Raw genomic sequence first — 20,612 nt, 5'->3', positions numbered from 1 at the left:
GATCAGTAGATCGAAGCGCCGCTGCCCCAAGGACCGTGGTGATATTCCTTGCCGTCGACCCGCTCAAAGCCATGGGCGCCAAAGAAGTCGCGCTGGGCCTGGATGAGATTGGCGGTGCCGCGACCGCGCCGATAGCTGTCGAAATAGGACAGGGCCGAGGCGAGCGCGGGAACCGGCAGGCCGGACAGAGCAGCATAAGAGACCACGCGACGCAGGGCTGCATCGGTGTCTTTGACCATCTGCGAGAAGGCTGGCGTGACGATCAGGTTAGCGACATCGGGCTCCTTGGTGAAGGCCGAGGTGATCTCGTCGAGGAACTGCGAGCGAATGATGCAGCCCTCGCGCCAGATCTTGGCAATGGTCGGCATGGGCAGCGACCAGCCGAATTCCTTGGACGCGGCTGCCATCACAGCAAAGCCCTGGGCATAGGCAGCGATCTTGGCGGCCAGCAGCGCGCTTTCGAGATCGGCCAGGAACGCCATGCCGTCATGCGGCTTTTCAGCGGGCTTAGGCAGGCCGAAGATCTTTTCAGCCGCTTCACGTTCTTTCTTCTGCGAAGACAGGACACGACCAGCCACTGCGGCTTCAATGCCGGTGGCGGCGATGCCGAGGTTCTGCGCCTCGATGACCGACCATTTGCCGGTGCCCTTCTGGCCGGCGGCATCGACGATCACGTCGACCATCGGCTGGCCCGTGATCGGGTCCGTCGCCTTCAGCACCTTTTCGCTGATTTCGATCAGGTAGGAATTCAAGCGACCCTTGTTCCATTGGCCAAAGACGTCGCCGATTTCAGCTGCCGACATGCCAAGGCCATCGCGCAGGATGCCGTAGATTTCGGCGATCATCTGCATATCGGCATATTCGATGCCATTATGGATGGTCTTGACGAAATGGCCGGCGCCATCGGTGCCGAGCCAGGCAACGCATGGGTCGTCGTTGAACTTGGCGGAGATCGAGGTCAGCACCTTCTCGACGCGTTTCCAGCTGTCTTCCGTGCCGCCGACCATGATCGAGGGACCGTGACGCGCCCCTTCCTCGCCGCCGGACACGCCCATGCCGATAAAGGTCAGGCCGCTGTCCTTGAGATTGTCGAACCGACGAATCGTGTCATGGAAATTGGCATTGCCGGCGTCGATCATGATGTCATTGGCCGACAGATGCGGTTTCAGCAATTCCATCTGCTGATCGACGGCGTCGCCGGCCTTTATCATGATGATGATCGGTCGCGGCGGACGGATCGCTGCAACAAATTCTTCGATGGTTTCGCAGCCGATGATATTGCCGGCGAGATCGCCGGCTTCCGCGACGAATTCCTTGGTGCGTGCGGGCGTCCGGTTAAAGACCGCGATGCGGTTGCCCTTCTCGGCGATATTCAGCGCCAGGTTCGATCCCATGACGCCGAGACCGATCAGTCCGATTTCCGCCTGCTCCATGTCAATGCTCCAATTCATTACCAGATGTGAAGGTGGTGATGTTTTGGCACTCCTTTGCAATGGGAGCAAGACGCAACGGAGAAGGACGGCGACAAGTTTTCATAGCCTACCGTAATCGGTTAAAACGTGGCTTAGCTTGATGGATGATCATCGTCGTCGGTGATGACCCTCCAGGCCGCGCCATCCATATCGTCGTATTGCCCTGATTTCAGCGACCAGAGAAAGGCCGCCAAACCGATGCCTCCCATCAGAAGTGCGATGGGAATGAGATAGACCAGCATGTTCATATGGCAAGTCCTGGAACGTCGCGCAGAACGACCGGCGGCACAGCGCCCTTGCCTTTGCGGCGGACCAGGCCGGAAGCGCCATTGAGGCGCAAGGCATTGGCAACGACGATCAGCGAGGAGGTCGACATGGCGACTGCGGCAATCAGCGGCGTCGCATAGCCGAGCAGCGCAACCGGCACTGCAAACACGTTATAACCGATGGCGAGCGCGAAATTCTCGCGGATCAATTGCCCCGCCTTTTTCGACACATCGATGGCGAAAGGCACTGCATCCAGCCCGTCATGCATGAATACGAAATCCGCAGCCTGACGTCCGACATCGGCGGCGGTCGCCGGCGCCATGGACACGTAAGCAGCCGACAGCGCCGGGGCATCATTGATGCCATCGCCCACCATCAGCAAATGCCTGCCGGCCTGCTGCTCGCTGGCGCAGAATTGGGCCTTATCGGCTGGCGAAAGCTCGGCCTTGTCTTGATCGATCCCTAGTCGGGCAGCAAGAGCACTGACGACGGGGCTGCGGTCGCCTGAGAGCACGGCAAGCCTCAGTCCCTCGCCTCGCAGATCGGCGATCACGGCTTCAGCGCCTGGGCGCAAGCTGTCTTCAAAGCGGAAGCAGGCAAGACCATAGCCATTCAGCGACAACAGCACTTCCGACAATGCCGGGCCGTCTGCTTCGGTGGCGTTCAGTCCAAGCGCAAAGCGGCGATTGCCCAAACGATAGCGACCTTCCGGCGCCTCTGCCTCCACGCCGCTGCCCGGGATTTCCTGGACGCCTGCGAAACTGCGGACAGGTCCGCGCAACAGATTGCCAGTGGCAGCCCGCCAAAGGGACTGGGACAGCGGATGCCGAGAATGGGCGGCAAGCCCTGCAGCGATGGCAACCATATCCGGATTGACCTTGCCGATATCGACTGGCACGGGCCGGCCAAGCGTCAGCGTGCCTGTCTTATCGAAAGCGATGGCATCGACCAGGGCCAGCCGCTCCATGGCCGATCCATCCTTGACCATGATGCCACGCTGGAACAGCTTGCCTGCGGCCACCACCTGCACAACAGGCACTGCCAGCCCCAGCGCACAGGGGCAGGTTATGATCAGCACGGCGATTGCCACCATGAGCGCATGTTTCCAGTCGCCGTCGTAAAGACCCCAGACAATGAAGGAGCTGAGCGCCAGGAGATGCACGACCGGCGCATAGAGCTGAGCGGCCCTATCGGCGATGCGCCGATAGCGCGCCTTGCCGCCTTCCGCCGCTTCCATCAAACGGATGATTTCCGAGAGGAAGGAATCGCGTGCCTGGGCGGTGGCCCGCACGGCGAGCGAGCCGGTCAGGCTGAGCGTGCCCGCCTGCACGGCGTCGCCGGGGCCAACGGTGCGCGGTGCGCTTTCGCCATTGACAATTGAGACATCGAGATCGCTGGCGCCATCGACTACGACACCATCGAGCGGAATGCGCTCACCGGCCGAGATCGCGACGACTTCGCCGATCTTGATGTCATCCACCAGCCGGTAGTCACGGCCTCCATCGGCGCCGACCACGGTGGCGCCCCGCGGATTGAGCCGCGCCAGCCCGCTGATCGCCGAGCGCGCCCGGTCCCGCATCATATGGTCGAGGGCGCGGCCGATCAGCAGGAAGAACAGCAGCGATGCTGTTGCATCGAAATAGGCATGTTCGCCGTGGTGAATGGTTTCCCAGAGCGACGAAAAATAGGATAGCGTGATGCCGATGGCGATCGGAACATCCATGTTCGAACGGCCATGTCTCAGCACGGCCCAGGCCGATTGATAAAAGAACCGGCCGCCATAGATCAGAGCGGGTGCAGCGATCAGCGCAGAGATCCAGTGAAACAGATCCCGTGTCGAGGCATCCGCTCCCGACCAGACCGAGACAGACAGCAGCATGATATTGGCGGCGGCAAAGCCGGAAACGGCAACGGCGCGGATCAATTGCTTGAGCAGCAGATCTGAGGCCGCATCTTGCGGTGTGAACAGGTGGCAACTGTAGCCGGTCGAGGCAATCGCCCGCGCCAGCTCCACCGGATCGAGTCCGGTGTCCTCGAAGACAGGGCCGGCATCCGCGTCAATCAGCGGCCCTTCCGCAGGCCGCTTTGCCCGCCAAACAACGCCGACGCGCCGGGTCGAGAGATTGACCCTGGCCCGTTCCACGGCCGGCACCCGCTTCAGTGCCGTTTCAATCGAGGTGATGCAGGTGCCGCAGTGGACGCCGGGCACGCTGAAATCCACCTGAAACAGCCCCTCGCCCAGATCACGGCTTGCCAGCCGGATCTCTTCCGATGACGGCAGCAAAGCCGCAGAGCGCTCAAGGTCCAGGGCCGCCTCGGAGCCCGCTGCGCAGCAGCTCATTTTTCGCCTCCGATAACGGCAATGCGATTGGCCTCGTGCATGACGATTTTCCCCTCGCGGGTGGCAATGGTCTCGACGATCCAGTGACCGTCCTCCACGACATGTTCACCAGTGAAATGGCCGGGGCCAAGGGGCATCAACGTCACGCTGAAATCCTGGTGCTCTCCCACCGGCCGCTTGAAGTTGGCAACGACCTGATCGGCAATCACAGGTCCTTTTTCGGGAATGGAAAGATCATAGGCAATCGCCCCCTGCTTGATCGCAAGGGTGCCCTGAACGCCCGTATCGAGGATCTGGCGAATTTGCGCCGTCGTATCGTTGAATTTCTGGCTGGCGACGTAGGTGTTTTCCACCACCATGCCGCTCCAGCTATGCCCGGCATACCAGGCCATGGTCAGGTTGACGGCAATAATCACGCTGAAAAAGGAGCAAATCGTTGCCAGCATATGCCAGCCGGTGAAGGTAAAGGTCTTTTGGGTTTTGACACTCATTTCTTGTCTCCCGACTTGTCGCTGGGACCATTGAACGTGGCTTTGTAGATGGCTTGCTCGCCGGATACAGGGTCGAGCACGATGAAACGGAAGGGCTCCGCGCTCTCCGTGATGTCACGACCTGCCAGCGTCACGTAAATTTTAAGCGTCGTGGCTTCGTCCGGCTCAGCCGTCACGGTTATCGACCGGGTCGGCTCTTCCTGCATGCCGTTGACCTTCATGGTCGCCTCCGGCAGGCCGTCGAGGGTCACGGTCAGGTCGCGCGGTTTCGGCACCATGTTGAGCAGCCGCACGGTATAGCCATTGCGGATCGAGCCATTCGATTCCAGTACATATTGCGGATTGCGGTCATGCAGGACATTGACGTCCAGCCGCCCGCGGGTCATCAGCGCAAACAATAGCGCGATGCCAATAGCGGACCAAACACCCATGTAGATGAGGCTGCGCGGTCGGAAGATGACCCGCCAGTTGAAATGCCTGATCGTCTCGACAAAGGCGCCATCCGCAGTCCTGACCTTGGTCGGATCAACCGGCCCGGTGCCATTGCCGGTGGCAAGCGCCATGTTCGACTGATATTCCTGCAGCGTTGCATAGGCAATCAGGCCACCCGGCTTGCCGATTTTGTCCATCACGCCATTGCAGGCATCAATGCACAGCGCGCAGGTGATGCATTCCAGCTGCTGGCCGTCACGGATATCGATGCCCATGGGACAGACGACGACGCAGGCATTGCAATCAACGCAGTCGCCCACCGACTCCCCAGCCGCAACCGCCTTCTTGGCGTGGCGGGTGCGCGGCTCGCCGCGCCAGTCGTTATAGGTCACGACCAGCGAATTCTCATCCAGCATCGCGCCCTGGATACGCGGCCAAGGGCACATATAGATGCAGACCTGCTCGCGCATCAGCCCGCCGAAGACATAGGTGGTGGCCGTCAGGATCGCGACAGTCGCATAGGCGACGCCGGCGGCCTGACCTGTGACGAACTCGTGCAGCAGGCTTGGTGCATCGGCAAAATAGAAGATCCAGGCACCGCCGGTGAGAACGCCGATCACTAGCCAGCTGGCATGTTTCGTTACCCGCTTCCAAACCTTGTCGAAGCTCCAGGGCGCGCCATCCAGCTTGATGCGGGCATTGCGATCGCCTTCGATGAAACGCTCGACCACCAGGAACAGATCGACCCAGACCGTCTGCGGACAGGTATAGCCGCACCAGGCGCGTCCGACCACCGACGTGACCAGAAACAGCCCGAGACCAGCCATGACCAGCAGGCCAGCAACGAAAAAGAATTCCTGCGGCCAGATTTCAATGAAGAAGAAATAGAATCGGCGATGCGCGAGGTCGATCAGCACCGCTTGGTCAGGCGCATAAATTCCACGGTCCCAGCGCAGCCAGGGCGTGAGGTAATAAATGCCGAGCGTGATGGCCATGACCAGCCACTTGAACTGCCGGAAACTGCCGGATGCCCGTTTTGGAAAGATCTTCTTGCGCGCCTCGTATAGCGGCCGGCGCGTTTTCGCCGAATTGACCGGCTCAGCGATAAACCGCTCGACATCAGGCCGTGTTTCCATTCCACTACTGCTCATTGCCACACCTCTCGTTATCAGAGGTTTTTCACGTCTTGCCGATGGAAGCCTTGACTTAAGTCAAGCTGCGGCGAAGCGTCTCAAAGGCAGTATCTCCGTTTGTATGAGAGACATTTTTTCGGGCTGACGCCTTGACCTTCCCACTGTTGGAAGCCTTATCTATGGGTGGCAGCCGGATAGGAACGATGCCATGAATGCCGTAAATTCCCCCGAAACCACCACTGAAACCACGATTGCCATTGATGGCATGCACTGCGCTTCCTGCGTGCGACGGGTCGAGAAGGCCATTGCGTCAGTGCAGGGCGTCACCTCCGCCTCCGTCAATCTCGCAACCGAAAAGGCCAGCGTGCAGTTTGCCGAAAAGCCCGATCTGGGTGCCGTTATCGCGGCAATCGAGCAGGCCGGATACGCACCACGTCTTGAGAGCCGTGAGCTTGATATCGACGGCATGCATTGTGCCTCCTGCGTGCGCAGGGTGGAGACCGCGCTATCAGGCGTGCCAGGCGTTCGCACCGCCGCCGTCAACCTGGCAACGGAACGGGCGACGGTGACCGCAACTGATGGCGTTGACGAGACGGCTCTGATCGCTGCCGTCGAAGGGGCAGGCTTTCATCTGCGCCAACCGGCAGCACAGGCAAGCGCTGCCTCCCCGCAACCGGATCGCCGGGCGCAGGAAACCGATCGGCTGACACGGCTGACCCTGATCTCCCTCCTTCTCACGCTCCCCGTCTTCATCCTGGAAATGGGCTCGCACCTCATCCCGGCCATGCATGGCTGGGTCATGACTGTGCTTGGCATGCAGACGAGCTGGCTGCTGCAATGCGCCCTGACCGGGCTCGTGCTGCTCGGCCCGGGTCTGATGTTTTTCCGTCACGGCGTTCCGAACCTGATCAAGTTGCATCCGGACATGAACTCGCTGGTAGCCCTTGGCGCCTCCGCCGCCTATGGCTATTCGCTGGTGGCCACCTTCGCGCCGGGCTGGATGCCTGCGGGCACGGTCAATGTCTATTACGAGGCCGCCGCCGTCATCGTCACTCTGGTTCTGCTGGGTCGCACGCTGGAAAGCCGGGCCAAGGGCCGCACCAGCGACGCTATAAAGCGGCTGGTGCGCCTTGCCCCGAAGACGGCGCGAGTGATCCGGGATGGCAAGCGGCTCGATATCGACATCGCCAAAGTCGTTGTTGGCGATATCCTGGATATCCGCCCCGGCGACAAGATCCCGGTCGACGGCGTCGTCACCGAGGGCCAATCCTTTGTCGACGAATCCATGCTGACGGGCGAGCCGGCGCCGGTGGAAAAGACCAAAACGGCAACGCTGACCGGCGGCACGATCAATGGCAATGGTGCGCTGACCATGCGGGCGACGAAGGTCGGCTCCGACATGCTGCTCTCCCAGATCGTGCGCATGGTCGAGACTGCCCAGGGCGCAAAGCTGCCGATCCAGTCCATGGTCGACCGCGTCACGGGCTGGTTCGTGCCGGCGGTGATTGCAGCCGCCCTGCTTACCTTTGCCGCATGGCTGCTGCTTGGCCCTGAGCCGGCGTTGAGTTATGCGCTGGTCAATGCAGTGGCAGTATTGATTGTCGCCTGCCCCTGCGCCATGGGACTTGCGACGCCAACCTCGATCATGGTGGGCACCGGCCGGGCGGCAGAGCTTGGCGTGCTGTTTCGCAAGGGTGATGCCCTGCAAAACCTGCGCGACGTGACCCTCGTCGCCCTCGACAAGACGGGCACTCTGACCGAGGGCCGGCCCGAACTGACCGATCTCGTTACAGCGGAGGGCTTCTCGCGAAGCGACATTCTCTCTTACGCCGCAAGTCTGGAAGCGCGGTCGGAGCATCCGATTGCCAAGGCCATTCTTGCCGCCGCAGAAGCCGAGCAAGTCACGCTGCAACCGGTCGACGGGTTCAAGGCCGAGCCCGGCATGGGAGTTTCCGGCGAAGTTGCAGGCCGCAAGGTCGTGATCGGCGCGGACCGGGCTCTCGTGCGCCACGGCATGGATCTCTCGACCTTTGCGGAAGAGGCCGCTCAACTCGCGCAGCAGGCCAAGACCCCGCTCTATCTCGCCATCGACGGCAAACCCGCCGCCTTGCTGGCCGTTGCGGATCCGATCAAGCCCACAACACCAGCCGCCATCCGCGCCCTCCACGACCTCGGACTGAAAGTCGCAATGATCAGCGGCGACAACAAACGCACGGCGGACGCGATTGCCGCTCGCTTGGGCATAGACACCGTCATTGCCGAAGTCCTGCCTGGCGGCAAGGTCGACGCTCTCGCAAACCTACGGCGAACCAATAATAAAATCGCCTTCGTCGGCGACGGTATCAACGACGCCCCGGCCCTTTCCGCCGCAGATGTCGGCATTGCTGTCGGGACCGGCTCTGATATCGCCATAGAAAGTGCCGATGTCGTGCTGATGTCAGGCGACCTCGCTGGCGTGGCGCGCGCGATTGCCGTCAGCAAGGCGGTGATCGGCAATATTGGCCAGAACCTGTTCTGGGCCTTTGCCTATAACGTGCTGCTGATCCCGCTTGCCGCCGGCCTGCTCTATCCTGTCAATGGCACGTTATTGTCGCCAATCTTCGCTGCTGGCGCGATGGGTCTCTCCAGCGTCTTTGTTCTCAGCAACGCCCTGCGCCTGCGCCGGCTAAGGCCGGCGTGACGCTGCACGTCTACCATCTTTTCTTGCCATTGCTCAGGCGTCGAGCGGCTGGGCCAGTTCGAACAGATTGCCCCAGGGATCGGCAAAGAATGCGAAGCGAACGCTGAGAGCGGGGACATCCATGGGATCGCTGACCATGGTAATGCCCTTGCTTTTCAGCGCCTCGATACTCGCGGCCAGATCCGGGGTGCTGAACGAGATGTGGTGCCAACCCATCAGATTGTGGCTTCCGGGCAGATCGGCATAGTGCGGCCGCTGCATGCCGTCAGGATTGGCAAGCAGTTCCAGGCAGAAGCTGTCATCGCCAGCCAGCGCCAACATACCGAAACTGGTGGCGCCATAGGTCAAGTGTCCCACCAGCCTGAACCCGAGATTGCTTTCATACCAGGCGACTGCGGCATCGAAATCAGGCACGCGAATGCCGATATGATGTGGCCTCCAGGACGAAAAAATGCTGTTGGCGAGCGCGGTCTGTGTCTGTTCTGTCATTATTTTTCTCCTGCTCTCAATTCGCAATTGGTCTTCGTGCCCTGTCGGCGGCGGTGTCCCCCGCGCAAAAGCAAAACCATGTCTCTGTCTAGCTTTAGCTCCAGTGATTGATAATCACCCTCAATACGGATAGGTTGATCGCCATGGCGAACAATATCGATGATCTCTCCTGGGATGACCTGACGGTATTTCTAGCCGTCTGCGATACCGGCGGCTTTCGAACGGCAGCAAAACGGCTTGGCCTGTCGCCCTCGACGGTCAGCGACAAGGTTGCGCTTCTGGAAAAACGGCTACAGGCGCCGCTGCTGAATCGAACCACCCGCTCCGTCGTCCCGACTGAGGCCGGACGGGCGCTGGCAGATCGATTATCGCCGCTGTTTCGGGAGACCCGAGCTGCGCTTCAGGAGGCTATGGGCAGTCAGGACGAGGTGCGAGGCCTGCTGAAGCTGAACGTCACCGGCGCCGTGATGGTCGATATCCTGCCGCCGCTGATCGACCGCTTTCTGCAGCGCCATCCCGATGTGCGGCTGGAAATCATGGTCGACGACCAGCTGGTCGATATCACCGCCGCCGGCTGCGATGCCGGCATCCGCTACGGCGAACACATGGCGCAGGACATGATTGCGGTACCCATCGGGCCAAGGCAGCAAAGGGTCGTGCTGGCCGCTTCCCCATCCTATCTGAGCCGGCGCGGCACGCCCGACCACCCGCGCAACCTCATCGCCCACGACTGTATTCGGCTGCGCTTTTCAAGCGGCGCCCTTGTTGTCTGGGAGTTCGAGAAGGGCGAAGAAGCAATCACCGTCGATCCGCCTGGCCGTATCACCCTCGGCGTCGATGCCGCACAGGCCGCGATAGCGCTTGCCTGCGCCGGGCACGGCATCATCGGCACATTCGAGAACTGGCTGCAGCCCCATCTCGACAGCGGCGCGCTGACGCCAGTCCTGCTCGACTGGTCGGCACCCTTCGACGGGCCGCAGCTTTATTTTTCCAGCCGCTTCATGCCAAGACCGCTGCGGGCCTTTATCGACCTGATCGGCGAATCCCGAAGCAAAGCCTGAGGTCAACCTAATCTTGCCGAAGACTGCATCAGTCTGCTGCCACCTAACGCAAAAGGCCGCGGCATCAATCGATGCCGCGGCCTCTAAACATTCACTCACCTAAATGGATCAGTTTGCACCTTCGTCAGGCGTACCTGGATCGATAGCGACGCCCTCTTCGGCAACGCCCTCGACCTCATCCTCGCCTTCCGGCTCGTTGATGCGCTCGACGGAGACGACCTTTTCATCCTTGGCGGTGTTGAAGATCGTTACACCCTTGGTGGCGCGGCTGGCGATACGAATGCCGTCAACCGGCACGCGGATCAACTGACCGCCGTCAGAAACGAGCATGATCTGGTCCTTGTCCTCGACCGGGAAGGCCGCGACCAGCTGGCCAATTTCCGCCGTCTTCGACGTATCAGTGGCGCGAATACCCTTGCCGCCACGGCCGGAGGTGCGGAAATCGTAAGACGAGGAGCGCTTGCCGATGCCGCGTTCTGAAATCGTCAGCACGAACTGTTCGCGCGCCTTCAATTCCTGATAACGGTCTTCCGGCAGATCGCCAACTTCACCGACATCCTCGCCGACCAGCGCAATATCTTCCTCATCCACACCGCTCGCCCGCCGTTCGGCGGCCGACCGCTTCAGATAGGCCGCACGCTGCCATGGCTCGGCATCAACATGGCTGAGAATGGTCATCGAAATGATCCGGTCATTCGGCTGCAACGAAATACCGCGTACACCGATCGAATTGCGTCCGGCAAAGACGCGCACTTCATCGACCGGGAACCGGATCGCCTGGCCAAGCGCCGTAGTCAGCAACACGTCGTCATGGATCGTGCATGTCTCGACCGAGAGGATTTCGTCGCCCTCTTCCTCGAGCTTCATGGCGATCTTGCCGTTGCGGTTAACCTGGACGAAGTCGCTCAGCTTGTTGCGCCGCACGGTGCCGCGGGTCGTCGAGAACATCACATCCAGATTATCCCAGCTTGCCTCATCCTCAGGCAGCGGCATGATCGTGGTAATCCGTTCGCCCGGCTCCAGCGGCAGCATGTTGATCAGCGCCTTGCCGCGTGACTGCGGTGTGCCGATCGGAAGGCGCCAGACCTTCTCCTTGTAGACGATCCCACGCGAGGAGAAGAACAGAACCGGGGTATGGGTATTGGCAACGAATAGCCGGGTAACGAAATCTTCGTCGCGGGTCGCCATGCCCGAGCGACCCTTGCCGCCGCGGCGCTGAGCCCGATAGGTCGTCAGCGGCACGCGCTTGATATAGCCGAGATGCGAGACCGTCACCACCATGTCCTCACGGGCGATGAGATCCTCATCGTCCATGTCAGGACCGCCTTCCATGATCTGGCTGCGGCGCGGCGTGCCAAACTCGTCGCGAACGGCAATCAGTTCTTCGACGACGATCGACTGGATGCGGGTGCGCGACGACAAAATATCGAGGTAATCGGTGATTTCAGCACCGATTTTGTTCAATTCTTCGTCTATTTCGTCGCGACCAAGGGCGGTCAGGCGGGCAAGGCGCAGTTCGAGAATGGCCCGGGCCTGCTCTTCCGAGAGGTTATAGGTATTGTCTTCGTTGATCCGGTGACGCGGATCATCGATCAGCCGGATCAGGCTCTCGACGTCTGACGCCGGCCAGCGGCGCGTCATCAACTGTTCGCGCGCCGTCTGCGGATCGGGCGCATTGCGGATCAGCTTGATGACTTCATCGATATTGGCAACGGCAATCGCCAAGCCAACAAGCACGTGGGCACGATCACGGGCCTTGCGCAGCAGGTACTTGGTTCGCCGGCTAATGACTTCTTCGCGGAAGCTGACGAAGGCGCGCAGCATGTCGAGCAGCGTCAGCTGCTCCGGCTTGCCGCCGTTCAGCGCCACCATGTTGCAGCCGAACGAGCTTTGCAGCGGCGTGTAGCGATAGAGCTGGTTGAGGATGACGTCAGCATTGGCGTCGCGCTTCAACTCGACCACAACGCGGTAGCCCTGGCGGTCGGACTCGTCGCGCAGATCGGAAATGCCCTCGATGCGCTTGTCGCGCACCAGTTCGGCCATTTTCTCTATCATCGTCGACTTGTTCACCTGATAGGGAATCTCGGTGATAATGATCTGCTCGCGGTCGCCCCGCATCGGCTCGATCCGGGCAACCCCGCGCATGATGACGGAACCACGGCCGGTCTCGTAGGCGGAACGAATGCCGCTGCGGCCAAGGATAAGCGCGCCGGTCGGGAAGTCTGGCCCCGGGATGATCTGCATCAGTTCCGGCAGCTCGATGGCCGGGTTTTCGATCAGCGCGATACAGCCATTGATGACTTCGACCAGATTATGCGGCGGAATATTCGTCGCCATGCCGACGGCGATACCGCCAGCGCCATTGACGAGAAGATTGGGGAATTTCGCCGGAACGACAACAGGCTCGGACAGCGTGCCGTCATAGTTATCGCGAAAATCGACGGTGTCCTTATCGAGATCGTCGAGCAGCGAATGAGCAGCCTTCTGCAGCCGGCACTCGGTGTAACGCTCGGCAGCCGGCGGATCGCCATCGATGGAGCCGAAATTGCCCTGGCCATCGATCAACGGCAGCCGCAACGACCAATCCTGCGCCATACGGGCAAGCGCGTCATAAATCGCCGAATTGCCGTGCGGATGGAACTTACCCATCACGTCACCGGTGACGCGGGCGCATTTGACGTATTTCTTGTTCCAGTCGATGCCCAGTTCGGACATGCCAAACAGGATGCGTCGATGAACGGGCTTCAAACCATCGCGGACGTCGGGAAGCGCGCGGCTGACGATAACGCTCATCGCGTAATCGAGATACGACCGCTGCATCTCCGTCATGATCGAAATGGGTTCGATATCGGACGGCATTTTGCCGCCGGGTGTGCTTTGCTCAGTCAAAACGGGTCACGCCTGTTAGAATCACTAGGGATTTTATAGCGGAAAGCCCCTTTCCGCGCCAATTTGCTGGGAGGTTTTGAACAGGCTTTTGCGGCCATGACAAGGCATTTCTTGCCCAGGTCCCGCCCGCTAGCGGCGATTGCGGGTTCTATCGTCTTCCGCACAGACATATAAGGAGGTGACGGGGTGGATCAACGTCCCGGTTTCTTGTAGAGCGCGGGACGTCGCCAAGGTTGAAATGCCTGCCGGCAAGCCGGTGCCATAGGCTCGCGCAACGCAGACAGGCTACTCCATAGCAAACCGGGAATGGATCATGACCACTGTCGAACTTCTCCTCAACGCCTTCACGACCTTGCTGGTAACGCTCGATCCGCCCGGCCTGGCGCCGCTGTTTCTCGGCCTGACGCGCGGCATGAACCGGCAGCAGCGCAAGCAGGTAGCGCTGCGCGGCTCTATCATCGCCTTTTGCATTCTTGCGGTCTTTGCGGTGTTTGGCGCCAGCATTCTCGAAACGCTCGGCATTTCCATCGGCGCCTTCCGCATTGCCGGCGGCCTGATGCTGTTTGCCATCGCTTTCGAGATGATTTTCGAAAAGCGCCAGGAGCGGAAGGAAAAGACTTCTGAAGACGCGATTACCCGCGATCACATGCACAATATCGCCGTCTTCCCGCTCGCGCTGCCGCTGATTGCCGGCCCTGGCGCGATTTCCGCCACCATCCTGCTGGCAGGCTCCCTGCCCGGCCCGGTGGAGCGCACGGAGCTGATCCTCGTCATCGGCCTCTGCATCGGCGTGGTGCTGCTGGCCCTGCTTATCGCCGACCGTCTCGACCGGCTGCTCGGCGTTACCGGACGGGCAATCCTGACCCGCCTGCTCGGCGTAATCCTAGCTGCGCTGTCCGTGCAATTCGTCGTCGACGGCATCAAGGCAGCATTTAAGATTTAGACGCCCCAAACACATCAGGAGGGGCGCACCAAAAGGCGCGCGCCCTTCAAGACATGGCCCTGAATTAGTTTGCCTTCAATATCCGCTTCCAGATCGTGCCGCCCAGAAAGCGATTGAACACGACAAAATAAGCGATGACCAAAGCAAACAGGACCAAGGCAGGCAAGCCGTTCAGCTGGAACCCTTCAGGCGTCAAGCCTCCACTGAGGTAGCCGACGACATAGCCCAGCACAAAAAACGATGTGAAGAGATCCAGGATAAAGGCAAGAATGATCCGCCAGCTTGACGGTCTTCCTTTGGTTTCAGTATCAGCCATCGACCCCTCCTCATGTCACCAATAACGGTTTTGAAAATTCCAGATCAGAACGGAATATCGTCATCCATGTCGCGGGAGAAGCCGCCCGAAGGAGCGCTTGCGCCGCGGCCGCCGGTGGCTGCGCCGCCGCTGCGGGCAGGAGCTGGCGCCGAACCGTAATCGTCGTAGCCGCCACCGCCGCCGCCGAAGTCGCTGCCGCCGCGCGACGCACCGCCGCCGTCGCCACGACCACCGATCATGGTCAAGGTCGAGTTGAAGCCCTGCAAAACCACTTCGGTCGAGTAACGGTCATTGCCGTTCTGGTCCTGCCACTTGCGGGTCTGAAGCTGGCCTTCGATATAAACAGTCGAGCCCTTCTTCAGATATTGTTCGGCAACCTTGCACAAGCCTTCGTTGAAGATCACGACGGTATGCCATTCAGTCTTTTCCTTGCGCTCGCCGGAATTGCGATCGCGCCAGGTTTCAGACGTGGCAATGCGCAGATTGGCGATCGGCCTGCCGTCCTGGGTGCGGCGAATTTCCGGATCCGCGCCCAGATTGCCGACCAAAATAACCTTGTTGACGCTTCCAGCCATGATACTCACCTCACTGCCACCACCGGTAGGCGGCTTATACATCTCAATCAATCTTAACCTTATCCTACCCCGACACCATACGGCAGGCAGATCGCCGTTAATCCACAGCAATAACCCATAAAACGGAGGGACAAAAAATGTTCTTTATTTGTTCTAACAATTCCGTATGCTTTTGTCAACCTCAACCGAATCCCCTGCGGAATCGACCGTTCCGTCTCGACAGAGTGACAGCAGTGACTACATAAGGAGCGGCAAGTTGCCTGCGGCTCTCTCCCAAATCGAGTTTTGTTATGAGCGAATTGAAGACGATTTCCATCCGTGGCGCGCGCGAGCATAATCTGAAGGGCATCGACCTCGATTTGCCGCGCAATAGCCTGATCGTCATGACCGGCCTATCCGGCTCGGGTAAATCCTCGCTGGCGTTCGACACGATCTATGCCGAGGGCCAGCGCCGCTATGTCGAGAGCCTGTCGGCCTATGCACGCCAGTTCCTAGAAATGATGCAGAAGCCCGATGTCGATCTGATAGAAGGCCTTTCACCGGCGATCTCGATCGAGCAGAAGACCACCTCGCGCAATCCGCGCTCGACGGTTGGTACTGTCACCGAAATCTACGATTATATGCGTCTGCTGTTTGCTCGCGTCGGCATTCCCTATTCGCCGGCAACGGGCCTACCGATCGAGAGCCAGACGGTGAGCCAGATGGTCGATCGCATCCTGGCCTTCGAGGAAGGCACCCGTCTTTATATCCTGGCACCGATGATCCGTGGGCGCAAAGGCGAGTACAAGAAGGAACTCGCCGAGCTGATGAAGAAGGGCTTCCAGCGCGTCAAGATCGACGGCCAGTTCTATGAAATCGCCGAGGCCCCGGCCCTGGACAAGAAATACAAGCACGACATCGACATCGTCGTTGACCGCGTCGTCGTGCGCCCGGATATGGCTTCGCGCCTGGCCGACAGCCTGGAAACTTGCCTTCGGCTGGCCGATGGCCTGGCGGTCGCGGAATTTGCCGACAAGCCTTTGCCGGCCAATGAAACCGCTGCCGGTGGCTCTGCTAACAAGTCCCTGAACGAGACCCATGAGCGGGTTCTGTTTTCGGAAAAATTCGCCTGCCCGGTTTCCGGTTTCACCATTCCGGAAATCGAGCCGCGCCTCTTCTCCTTCAACAATCCTTTCGGCGCCTGTCCGACCTGTGATGGGCTCGGCTTCCAGCAGAAAATCGATGAAGCGCTGATTATTCCGGAAACCGACAAACGGCTGAAAGAAGGCGCGATTGCGCCCTGGGCCAAGTCTTCCTCGCCGTATTACGATCAGACGCTGGAGGGCCTCGGCAAGGCCTATGGCTTCAAGCTGACCAGCAAATGGTCGGAACTGTCGGCTGCTGCGCAGAAGGCAATCCTCCACGGAACAGAGGAGAAGATCGAATTCCATTATGCCGATGGCGCGCGCTCCTACAGCGCGACGAAGACCTTCGAAGGCATTGTGCCCAATCTCGAGCGCCGCTGGAAAGAGACTGACAGCGCCTGGGCACGCGAGGAAATCGAGCGCTACATGTCGGCCGCTCCCTGCCCGGCTTGCAATGGCTTCAGGCTGAAGCCGGAAGCGCTGGCCGTGAAGATCAACGGCCTGCATATCGGTCAGGTCACTGAGATGTCGATCCGGATCGCTGGTGGCTGGTTTACAGAATTGCCTGCTCTGCTCACCGACAAGCAGAACGAGATCGCCACGCGCATCCTCAAGGAAATCCGCGAGCGCCTGACCTTCCTCAACGATGTCGGGCTCGACTATCTCAGCCTGTCGCGCAATTCAGGCACGCTTTCGGGCGGCGAAAGCCAGCGCATCCGGCTGGCCTCCCAGATCGGCTCGGGCCTGACAGGCGTGCTTTATGTGCTCGACGAGCCGTCCATCGGCCTGCACCAGCGCGACAATGCCCGGCTGCTCGACACGCTCAAGCATTTGCGCGACATCGGCAATACCGTGATCGTCGTTGAACATGACGAGGACGCTATTCTGTCCGCCGATTATGTCGTGGATATCGGTCCGGCCGCCGGCGTGCATGGCGGCCAAGTTATTGCCAAGGGTAGCCCGCAGGAAATCATGGCCAGCAAGAAGTCGCTGACCGGCAAATACCTGACCGGCGAGCTTGGCGTGAAAGTACCGCCAAACCGGCGCAAGCCGAAAAAGGGCCAGCAGATCAAGGTTATCGGCGCGCGCGGCAATAATCTGAAGAATGTCACCGCCGCCATTCCGCTCGGTGTCTTCACCGCCGTGACCGGCGTGTCGGGCGGCGGCAAGTCGACCTTCCTGATCGAGACGCTTTATAAGGCAGCGGCACGCCGGGTCATGGGCGCACGCGAAAATCCCTCCGATCACGACCGGATCGACGGCTTCGAATTCATCGACAAGGTGATCGACATCGACCAGTCGCCGATTGGCCGCACACCGCGCTCCAACCCGGCCACCTATACCGGCGCCTTCACTCCGATCCGCGACTGGTTTGCCGGCTTGCCGGAAGCCAAGGCACGCGGCTATCAGCCCGGGCGGTTTTCATTCAACGTCAAGGGCGGTCGCTGCGAGGCCTGCCAGGGCGACGGCGTCATCAAGATCGAAATGCACTTCCTGCCTGACGTCTATGTCACCTGCGACGTCTGCCACGGCAAGCGCTACAATCGCGAAACGCTCGATGTGACCTTCAAGACCAAGTCCATTGCCGACGTGCTGGACATGACCGTCGAGGAAGGCGTCGAATTCTTCTCGGCCGTGCCGGCTGTCCGTGACAAGCTGCAGGCGCTCTTCGATGTCGGGCTCGGCTATATCAAGGTCGGCCAGCAGGCCAATACGCTCTCGGGCGGCGAGGCGCAGCGCATCAAGCTCGCCAAGGAATTGTCGAAGAAGTCGACGGGCCGCACGCTCTACATCCTGGATGAGCCGACCACCGGCCTGCATTTTCACGACGTCGCCAAGCTGCTGGAGATGCTGCAGGAGCTGGTGGATCAGGGCAATTCGGTCGTGGTGATCGAGCACAATCTCGAAGTGATCAAGACCGCAGACCATATCATCGACTTCGGCCCCGAAGGCGGCGATGGCGGCGGGCAGATCGTCGCCCAGGGCACGCCGGAAGAGGTCGTCAAAGTCGAGGCCTCCTACACCGGCCAGTTCTTGAAAGAACTGCTGGAGCGACGGCCGGTGAAAAAGACACAAGCGGCGGAATAATCGATGAACACGGGAGCAGAGCGATGACCGCAGGCACAATTCGAACTGGCATCGGCGGCTGGACCTTTGAGCCGTGGGAAGGCACGTTTTATCCGGAAAAGCTCGCAAAGAAGCGGCAGCTGGAGCATGCCAGCCGTGAATTGACCGCCATAGAGGTGAACGGCACCTATTATTCCAGTCAGAAGCCGGCGACCTTTGCCAAATGGGCCTCCGAAGTGCCTGAAGATTTCGTGTTTTCGCTGAAGGCCAGCCGCTATTGCACCAATCGCAAGGTGCTGGCTGAGGCGGGGCCGTCGGTAGAGAAATTTCTGACTCAAGGCATCGCCGAGCTTGGGGACCATCTTGGACCGATCCTCTGGCAATTCATGGCGACGAAGAAATTCGAGCCCGATGATTTCGAAGCCTTTCTGGCGCTCTTGCCGAAGACACTGGACGGCCTGCCACTGCGTCATGTGGTCGAGCCGCGACATCCATCGTTCCAGACGCCAGACTTCATCGCCATGCTGGAGCGCCACGAGGTTGCAGCCGTGTGTGCCGATCACCACGATTATCCAATGTTTGCCGATGTCACTGCCGATTTCGTTTATGCCCGGCTGCAAAAGGGCACCGACGACGTGAAGACCTGCTATCCGCAGGACGAAGTCGGGCATTGGGCGGAGCGGTTCAAGACCTATGCTCAGGGCGGCGTGCCAACCGATCTGCCGTTGATCGCCAAAGATCGCACCGTGCCGAAAAAGCCGCGCGACGTTTTTGCCTTCTTCATATCAGGCGGCAAGGTCAATGCGCCGAACGGCGCAAAGCTGCTTCAGCAATCCGTTTCAGCTTGAAATGGCTGCACGGCGGAGGCCAGATCCTCGGCCGTTAGCCCAGGCCCAAGGCGAGTCGCGGCTTTCGCGTGCAGCCAGACCCCAGCTGCAGCAGCCTCGAAAGCCGCAGTACCCTGCGCCAGAAGACCACCGATAATGCCGGCCAACACGTCGCCGGAGCCGGCCGTTGCGAGCCAGGGTGGTGCATTGGCATTGACGAGCGCCCGGCCATCTGGTGCGGCAATCACGGTATCGGCACCCTTGTAGACCAAGACGGCATGCGCCCTTGTGGCAGCGGCCCGCGCCTTCTCCACTTTGCCCAGACTGTCGTCTCCGGCTAAATCAGGAAACAGCCGGGCGAATTCGCCCTCATGCGGCGTCAAGACGAGGCGGGTTTCGCCTGAAGCAAACGCATCGAACAAGCTTTCGGGCGCCTCCTTGAACGACGAAATCCCGTCAGCGTCGAGCACCAGGCGGCGCTCGGCCAAAGCCAGAGCGAATGCCCTGGCCTTTTCTCCAATGCCGAAACCGGGACCAAGCACAAAGGCGCCCATACGCTTGTCGGTCAAATAGTCTTGCAGGGAATCGATGTCATCGACTGTCCGGATCATGATCGCGGTGGTCTGACTGACGTTGACAAGAACCGCGCTGCCAGGCGAGGCGAGCGTTACCAGCCCTGCCCCGGCCTTCAAACCAGCCAATCCTGACAGTCGAGCCGCACCTGTCGCGCTGGCCTTGCCGGAAAACACCGTCAAATGCCCACGGGTGAATTTATGGCTGGCGTCGCTGAGACGCGGCAGCATGGCGGCCCAATGCGCGAGATCATTGATTCCAACAATACCGGCATGACGTTCGACGATCCGGCGGGGAATGCCGATATCGAAAACCTCCACCTCGCCGCACAGGCCACGCCCAGGCAGCAGCACATGCCCCGGCTTTCGCGCCACGAAGGTCACCGTATGCTGTGCCTGAAACGCCTTCGGTCGTGGCTTGCCCGTTGCGCCATCAAGGCCGGACGGCAGATCGACCGCCAGCACAGGCACATCAACCTCCGCCAGGCGGTCGATGATATCGGTGACCGATGGTGGCAGGTCACGGCTAAGACCGGCGCCAAACAGCGCGTCAATGACGAGGTCGCCTTGCTCCTGCCGGTAAGCCTCCAATGGCTCTACAGCGCCGTCAAAATCCGCAAAGGCTTTCGCCGCATCGCCTCGCAGCTGGCCGGGATCGCCGAGACTGAAAACCCGCACATTGCCCCCCGCCTCCCGCAGCGCGGCCGCCGCGACAAAGCCATCGCCGCCATTATTCCCTGGTCCGCACAGCACCACAAAGCGCACCGCCTCTGGATAGTGCCGAAGGGCGGCGGCAGCGACAGCAAAGCCTGCCCTGCGCATAAGGCCGTAGCTGTCGAGGCCGGACAAGGCAGCGTCACGATCGACCTTAGCCATTGAGGCTGGGGAAATCAGCACGGAGGGAAATTTATCTGTCATGGCCCTATCAAAGCG

Annotated in this window: 15 protein-coding genes; 5 read left to right on the top strand and 10 right to left on the bottom strand. The window is 60.4% G+C overall.

All coding sequences use genetic code 11. The annotated features are described in order from the left end of the window. Positions 1 to 2: 2 nt before the first annotated feature. The 5 genes from gndA to ccoG form a co-directional block, all read right to left on the bottom strand. On the bottom strand, positions 3 to 1,433 hold the full coding sequence (gene gndA, locus BJF91_RS01900) for an NADP-dependent phosphogluconate dehydrogenase (protein WP_075612800.1): 1,431 nt from the start codon (positions 1,431 to 1,433) through the stop codon (positions 3 to 5). Positions 1,434 to 1,564: 131 nt separating this feature from the next. Next, the gene (gene ccoS, locus BJF91_RS01895; RefSeq protein WP_075612799.1) at positions 1,565 to 1,720 is read right to left on the bottom strand and encodes a cbb3-type cytochrome oxidase assembly protein CcoS; all 156 of its coding nucleotides are present in this window, start codon (positions 1,718 to 1,720) and stop codon (positions 1,565 to 1,567) included. Beyond that, positions 1,717 to 4,080, bottom strand: coding sequence for a heavy metal translocating P-type ATPase (locus BJF91_RS01890; RefSeq protein ID WP_075612798.1), 2,364 nt, complete (start codon positions 4,078 to 4,080; stop codon positions 1,717 to 1,719). Before BJF91_RS01890 ends, ccoS begins: the two co-directional genes overlap by 4 nt. Beyond that, a complete protein-coding gene (locus tag BJF91_RS01885) occupies positions 4,077 to 4,571 on the bottom strand; it encodes a FixH family protein (RefSeq protein ID WP_075612797.1) in 495 nt (164 codons plus the stop codon). The genes BJF91_RS01890 and BJF91_RS01885 overlap by 4 nt, the downstream gene beginning before the upstream one ends. Next, complete coding sequence (ccoG, locus tag BJF91_RS01880) at positions 4,568 to 6,154, bottom strand: cytochrome c oxidase accessory protein CcoG (RefSeq protein ID WP_075612796.1); 1,587 nt, start codon at positions 6,152 to 6,154, stop codon at positions 4,568 to 4,570. Before ccoG ends, BJF91_RS01885 begins: the two co-directional genes overlap by 4 nt. Positions 6,155 to 6,344: 190 nt before the next feature. Here ccoG and BJF91_RS01875 point away from each other — a divergent pair, with 190 nt between their 5' ends. Further along, positions 6,345 to 8,816, top strand: a complete 2,472-nt coding sequence (locus tag BJF91_RS01875) for a heavy metal translocating P-type ATPase (protein ID WP_075612795.1) — start codon at positions 6,345 to 6,347, stop codon at positions 8,814 to 8,816. 33 nt (positions 8,817 to 8,849) lie between these two features. Here the strand turns inward: BJF91_RS01875 and BJF91_RS01870 are convergent, their stop codons facing one another. Further along, positions 8,850 to 9,305 carry a VOC family protein gene (locus BJF91_RS01870; RefSeq protein ID WP_075612794.1) on the bottom strand — a complete coding sequence of 152 codons (456 nt, stop codon included), beginning with the start codon at positions 9,303 to 9,305 and terminating at the stop codon, positions 8,850 to 8,852. Positions 9,306 to 9,448: 143 nt separating this feature from the next. Here BJF91_RS01870 and BJF91_RS01865 point away from each other — a divergent pair, with 143 nt between their 5' ends. Then, positions 9,449 to 10,366 (top strand): LysR family transcriptional regulator, encoded by a 918-nt coding sequence (locus tag BJF91_RS01865; protein ID WP_075612793.1) that lies wholly within the window; start codon positions 9,449 to 9,451, stop codon positions 10,364 to 10,366. Between the two features lie 108 nt (positions 10,367 to 10,474). Here BJF91_RS01865 and gyrA read toward each other — a convergent pair whose 3' ends face one another. Continuing rightward, entirely contained in the window at positions 10,475 to 13,255 is a 2,781-nt protein-coding gene (gyrA, locus tag BJF91_RS01860) for a DNA gyrase subunit A (protein WP_075612792.1), read from the bottom strand. Between the two features lie 313 nt (positions 13,256 to 13,568). Here gyrA and BJF91_RS01855 point away from each other — a divergent pair, with 313 nt between their 5' ends. Further along, positions 13,569 to 14,198, top strand: a complete 630-nt coding sequence (locus tag BJF91_RS01855; RefSeq protein WP_075612791.1) for a MarC family protein — start codon at positions 13,569 to 13,571, stop codon at positions 14,196 to 14,198. 64 nt (positions 14,199 to 14,262) lie between these two features. On the opposite strand, the gene BJF91_RS01850 is transcribed toward BJF91_RS01855, so the two are convergent. Then, positions 14,263 to 14,514: an RDD family protein gene (locus tag BJF91_RS01850; RefSeq protein ID WP_075612790.1), complete on the bottom strand. Its 252-nt coding sequence runs from the start codon at positions 14,512 to 14,514 to the stop codon at positions 14,263 to 14,265. Between the two features lie 44 nt (positions 14,515 to 14,558). After that, positions 14,559 to 15,089 (bottom strand): single-stranded DNA-binding protein, encoded by a 531-nt coding sequence (locus tag BJF91_RS01845; RefSeq protein WP_075612869.1) that lies wholly within the window; start codon positions 15,087 to 15,089, stop codon positions 14,559 to 14,561. A 290-nt stretch (positions 15,090 to 15,379) separates the two neighbouring features. Between BJF91_RS01845 and uvrA the strand changes: the two genes are divergently transcribed. Both uvrA and BJF91_RS01835 read left to right on the top strand, forming a co-directional pair. After that, a complete protein-coding gene (uvrA, locus tag BJF91_RS01840; RefSeq protein ID WP_075612789.1) occupies positions 15,380 to 18,301 on the top strand; it encodes an excinuclease ABC subunit UvrA in 2,922 nt (973 codons plus the stop codon). Between the two features lie 23 nt (positions 18,302 to 18,324). Beyond that, positions 18,325 to 19,128 (top strand): DUF72 domain-containing protein, encoded by an 804-nt coding sequence (locus tag BJF91_RS01835; RefSeq protein WP_075612788.1) that lies wholly within the window; start codon positions 18,325 to 18,327, stop codon positions 19,126 to 19,128. Here the strand turns inward: BJF91_RS01835 and BJF91_RS01830 are convergent. Next, positions 19,107 to 20,597 carry a bifunctional ADP-dependent NAD(P)H-hydrate dehydratase/NAD(P)H-hydrate epimerase gene (locus BJF91_RS01830; RefSeq protein WP_075612787.1) on the bottom strand — a complete coding sequence of 497 codons (1,491 nt, stop codon included), beginning with the start codon at positions 20,595 to 20,597 and terminating at the stop codon, positions 19,107 to 19,109. The genes BJF91_RS01835 and BJF91_RS01830 overlap by 22 nt on opposite strands. Positions 20,598 to 20,612 lie beyond the last annotated feature (15 nt).

The organism is Gillisella taibaishanensis (genome assembly GCF_001938985.1).
Lineage (GTDB): Bacteria > Pseudomonadota > Alphaproteobacteria > Rhizobiales > Rhizobiaceae > Allorhizobium > Allorhizobium taibaishanense.
Note: the sequence above shows the minus strand (reverse complement) of the source record. Positions and strands in the feature narration are given on the sequence as shown.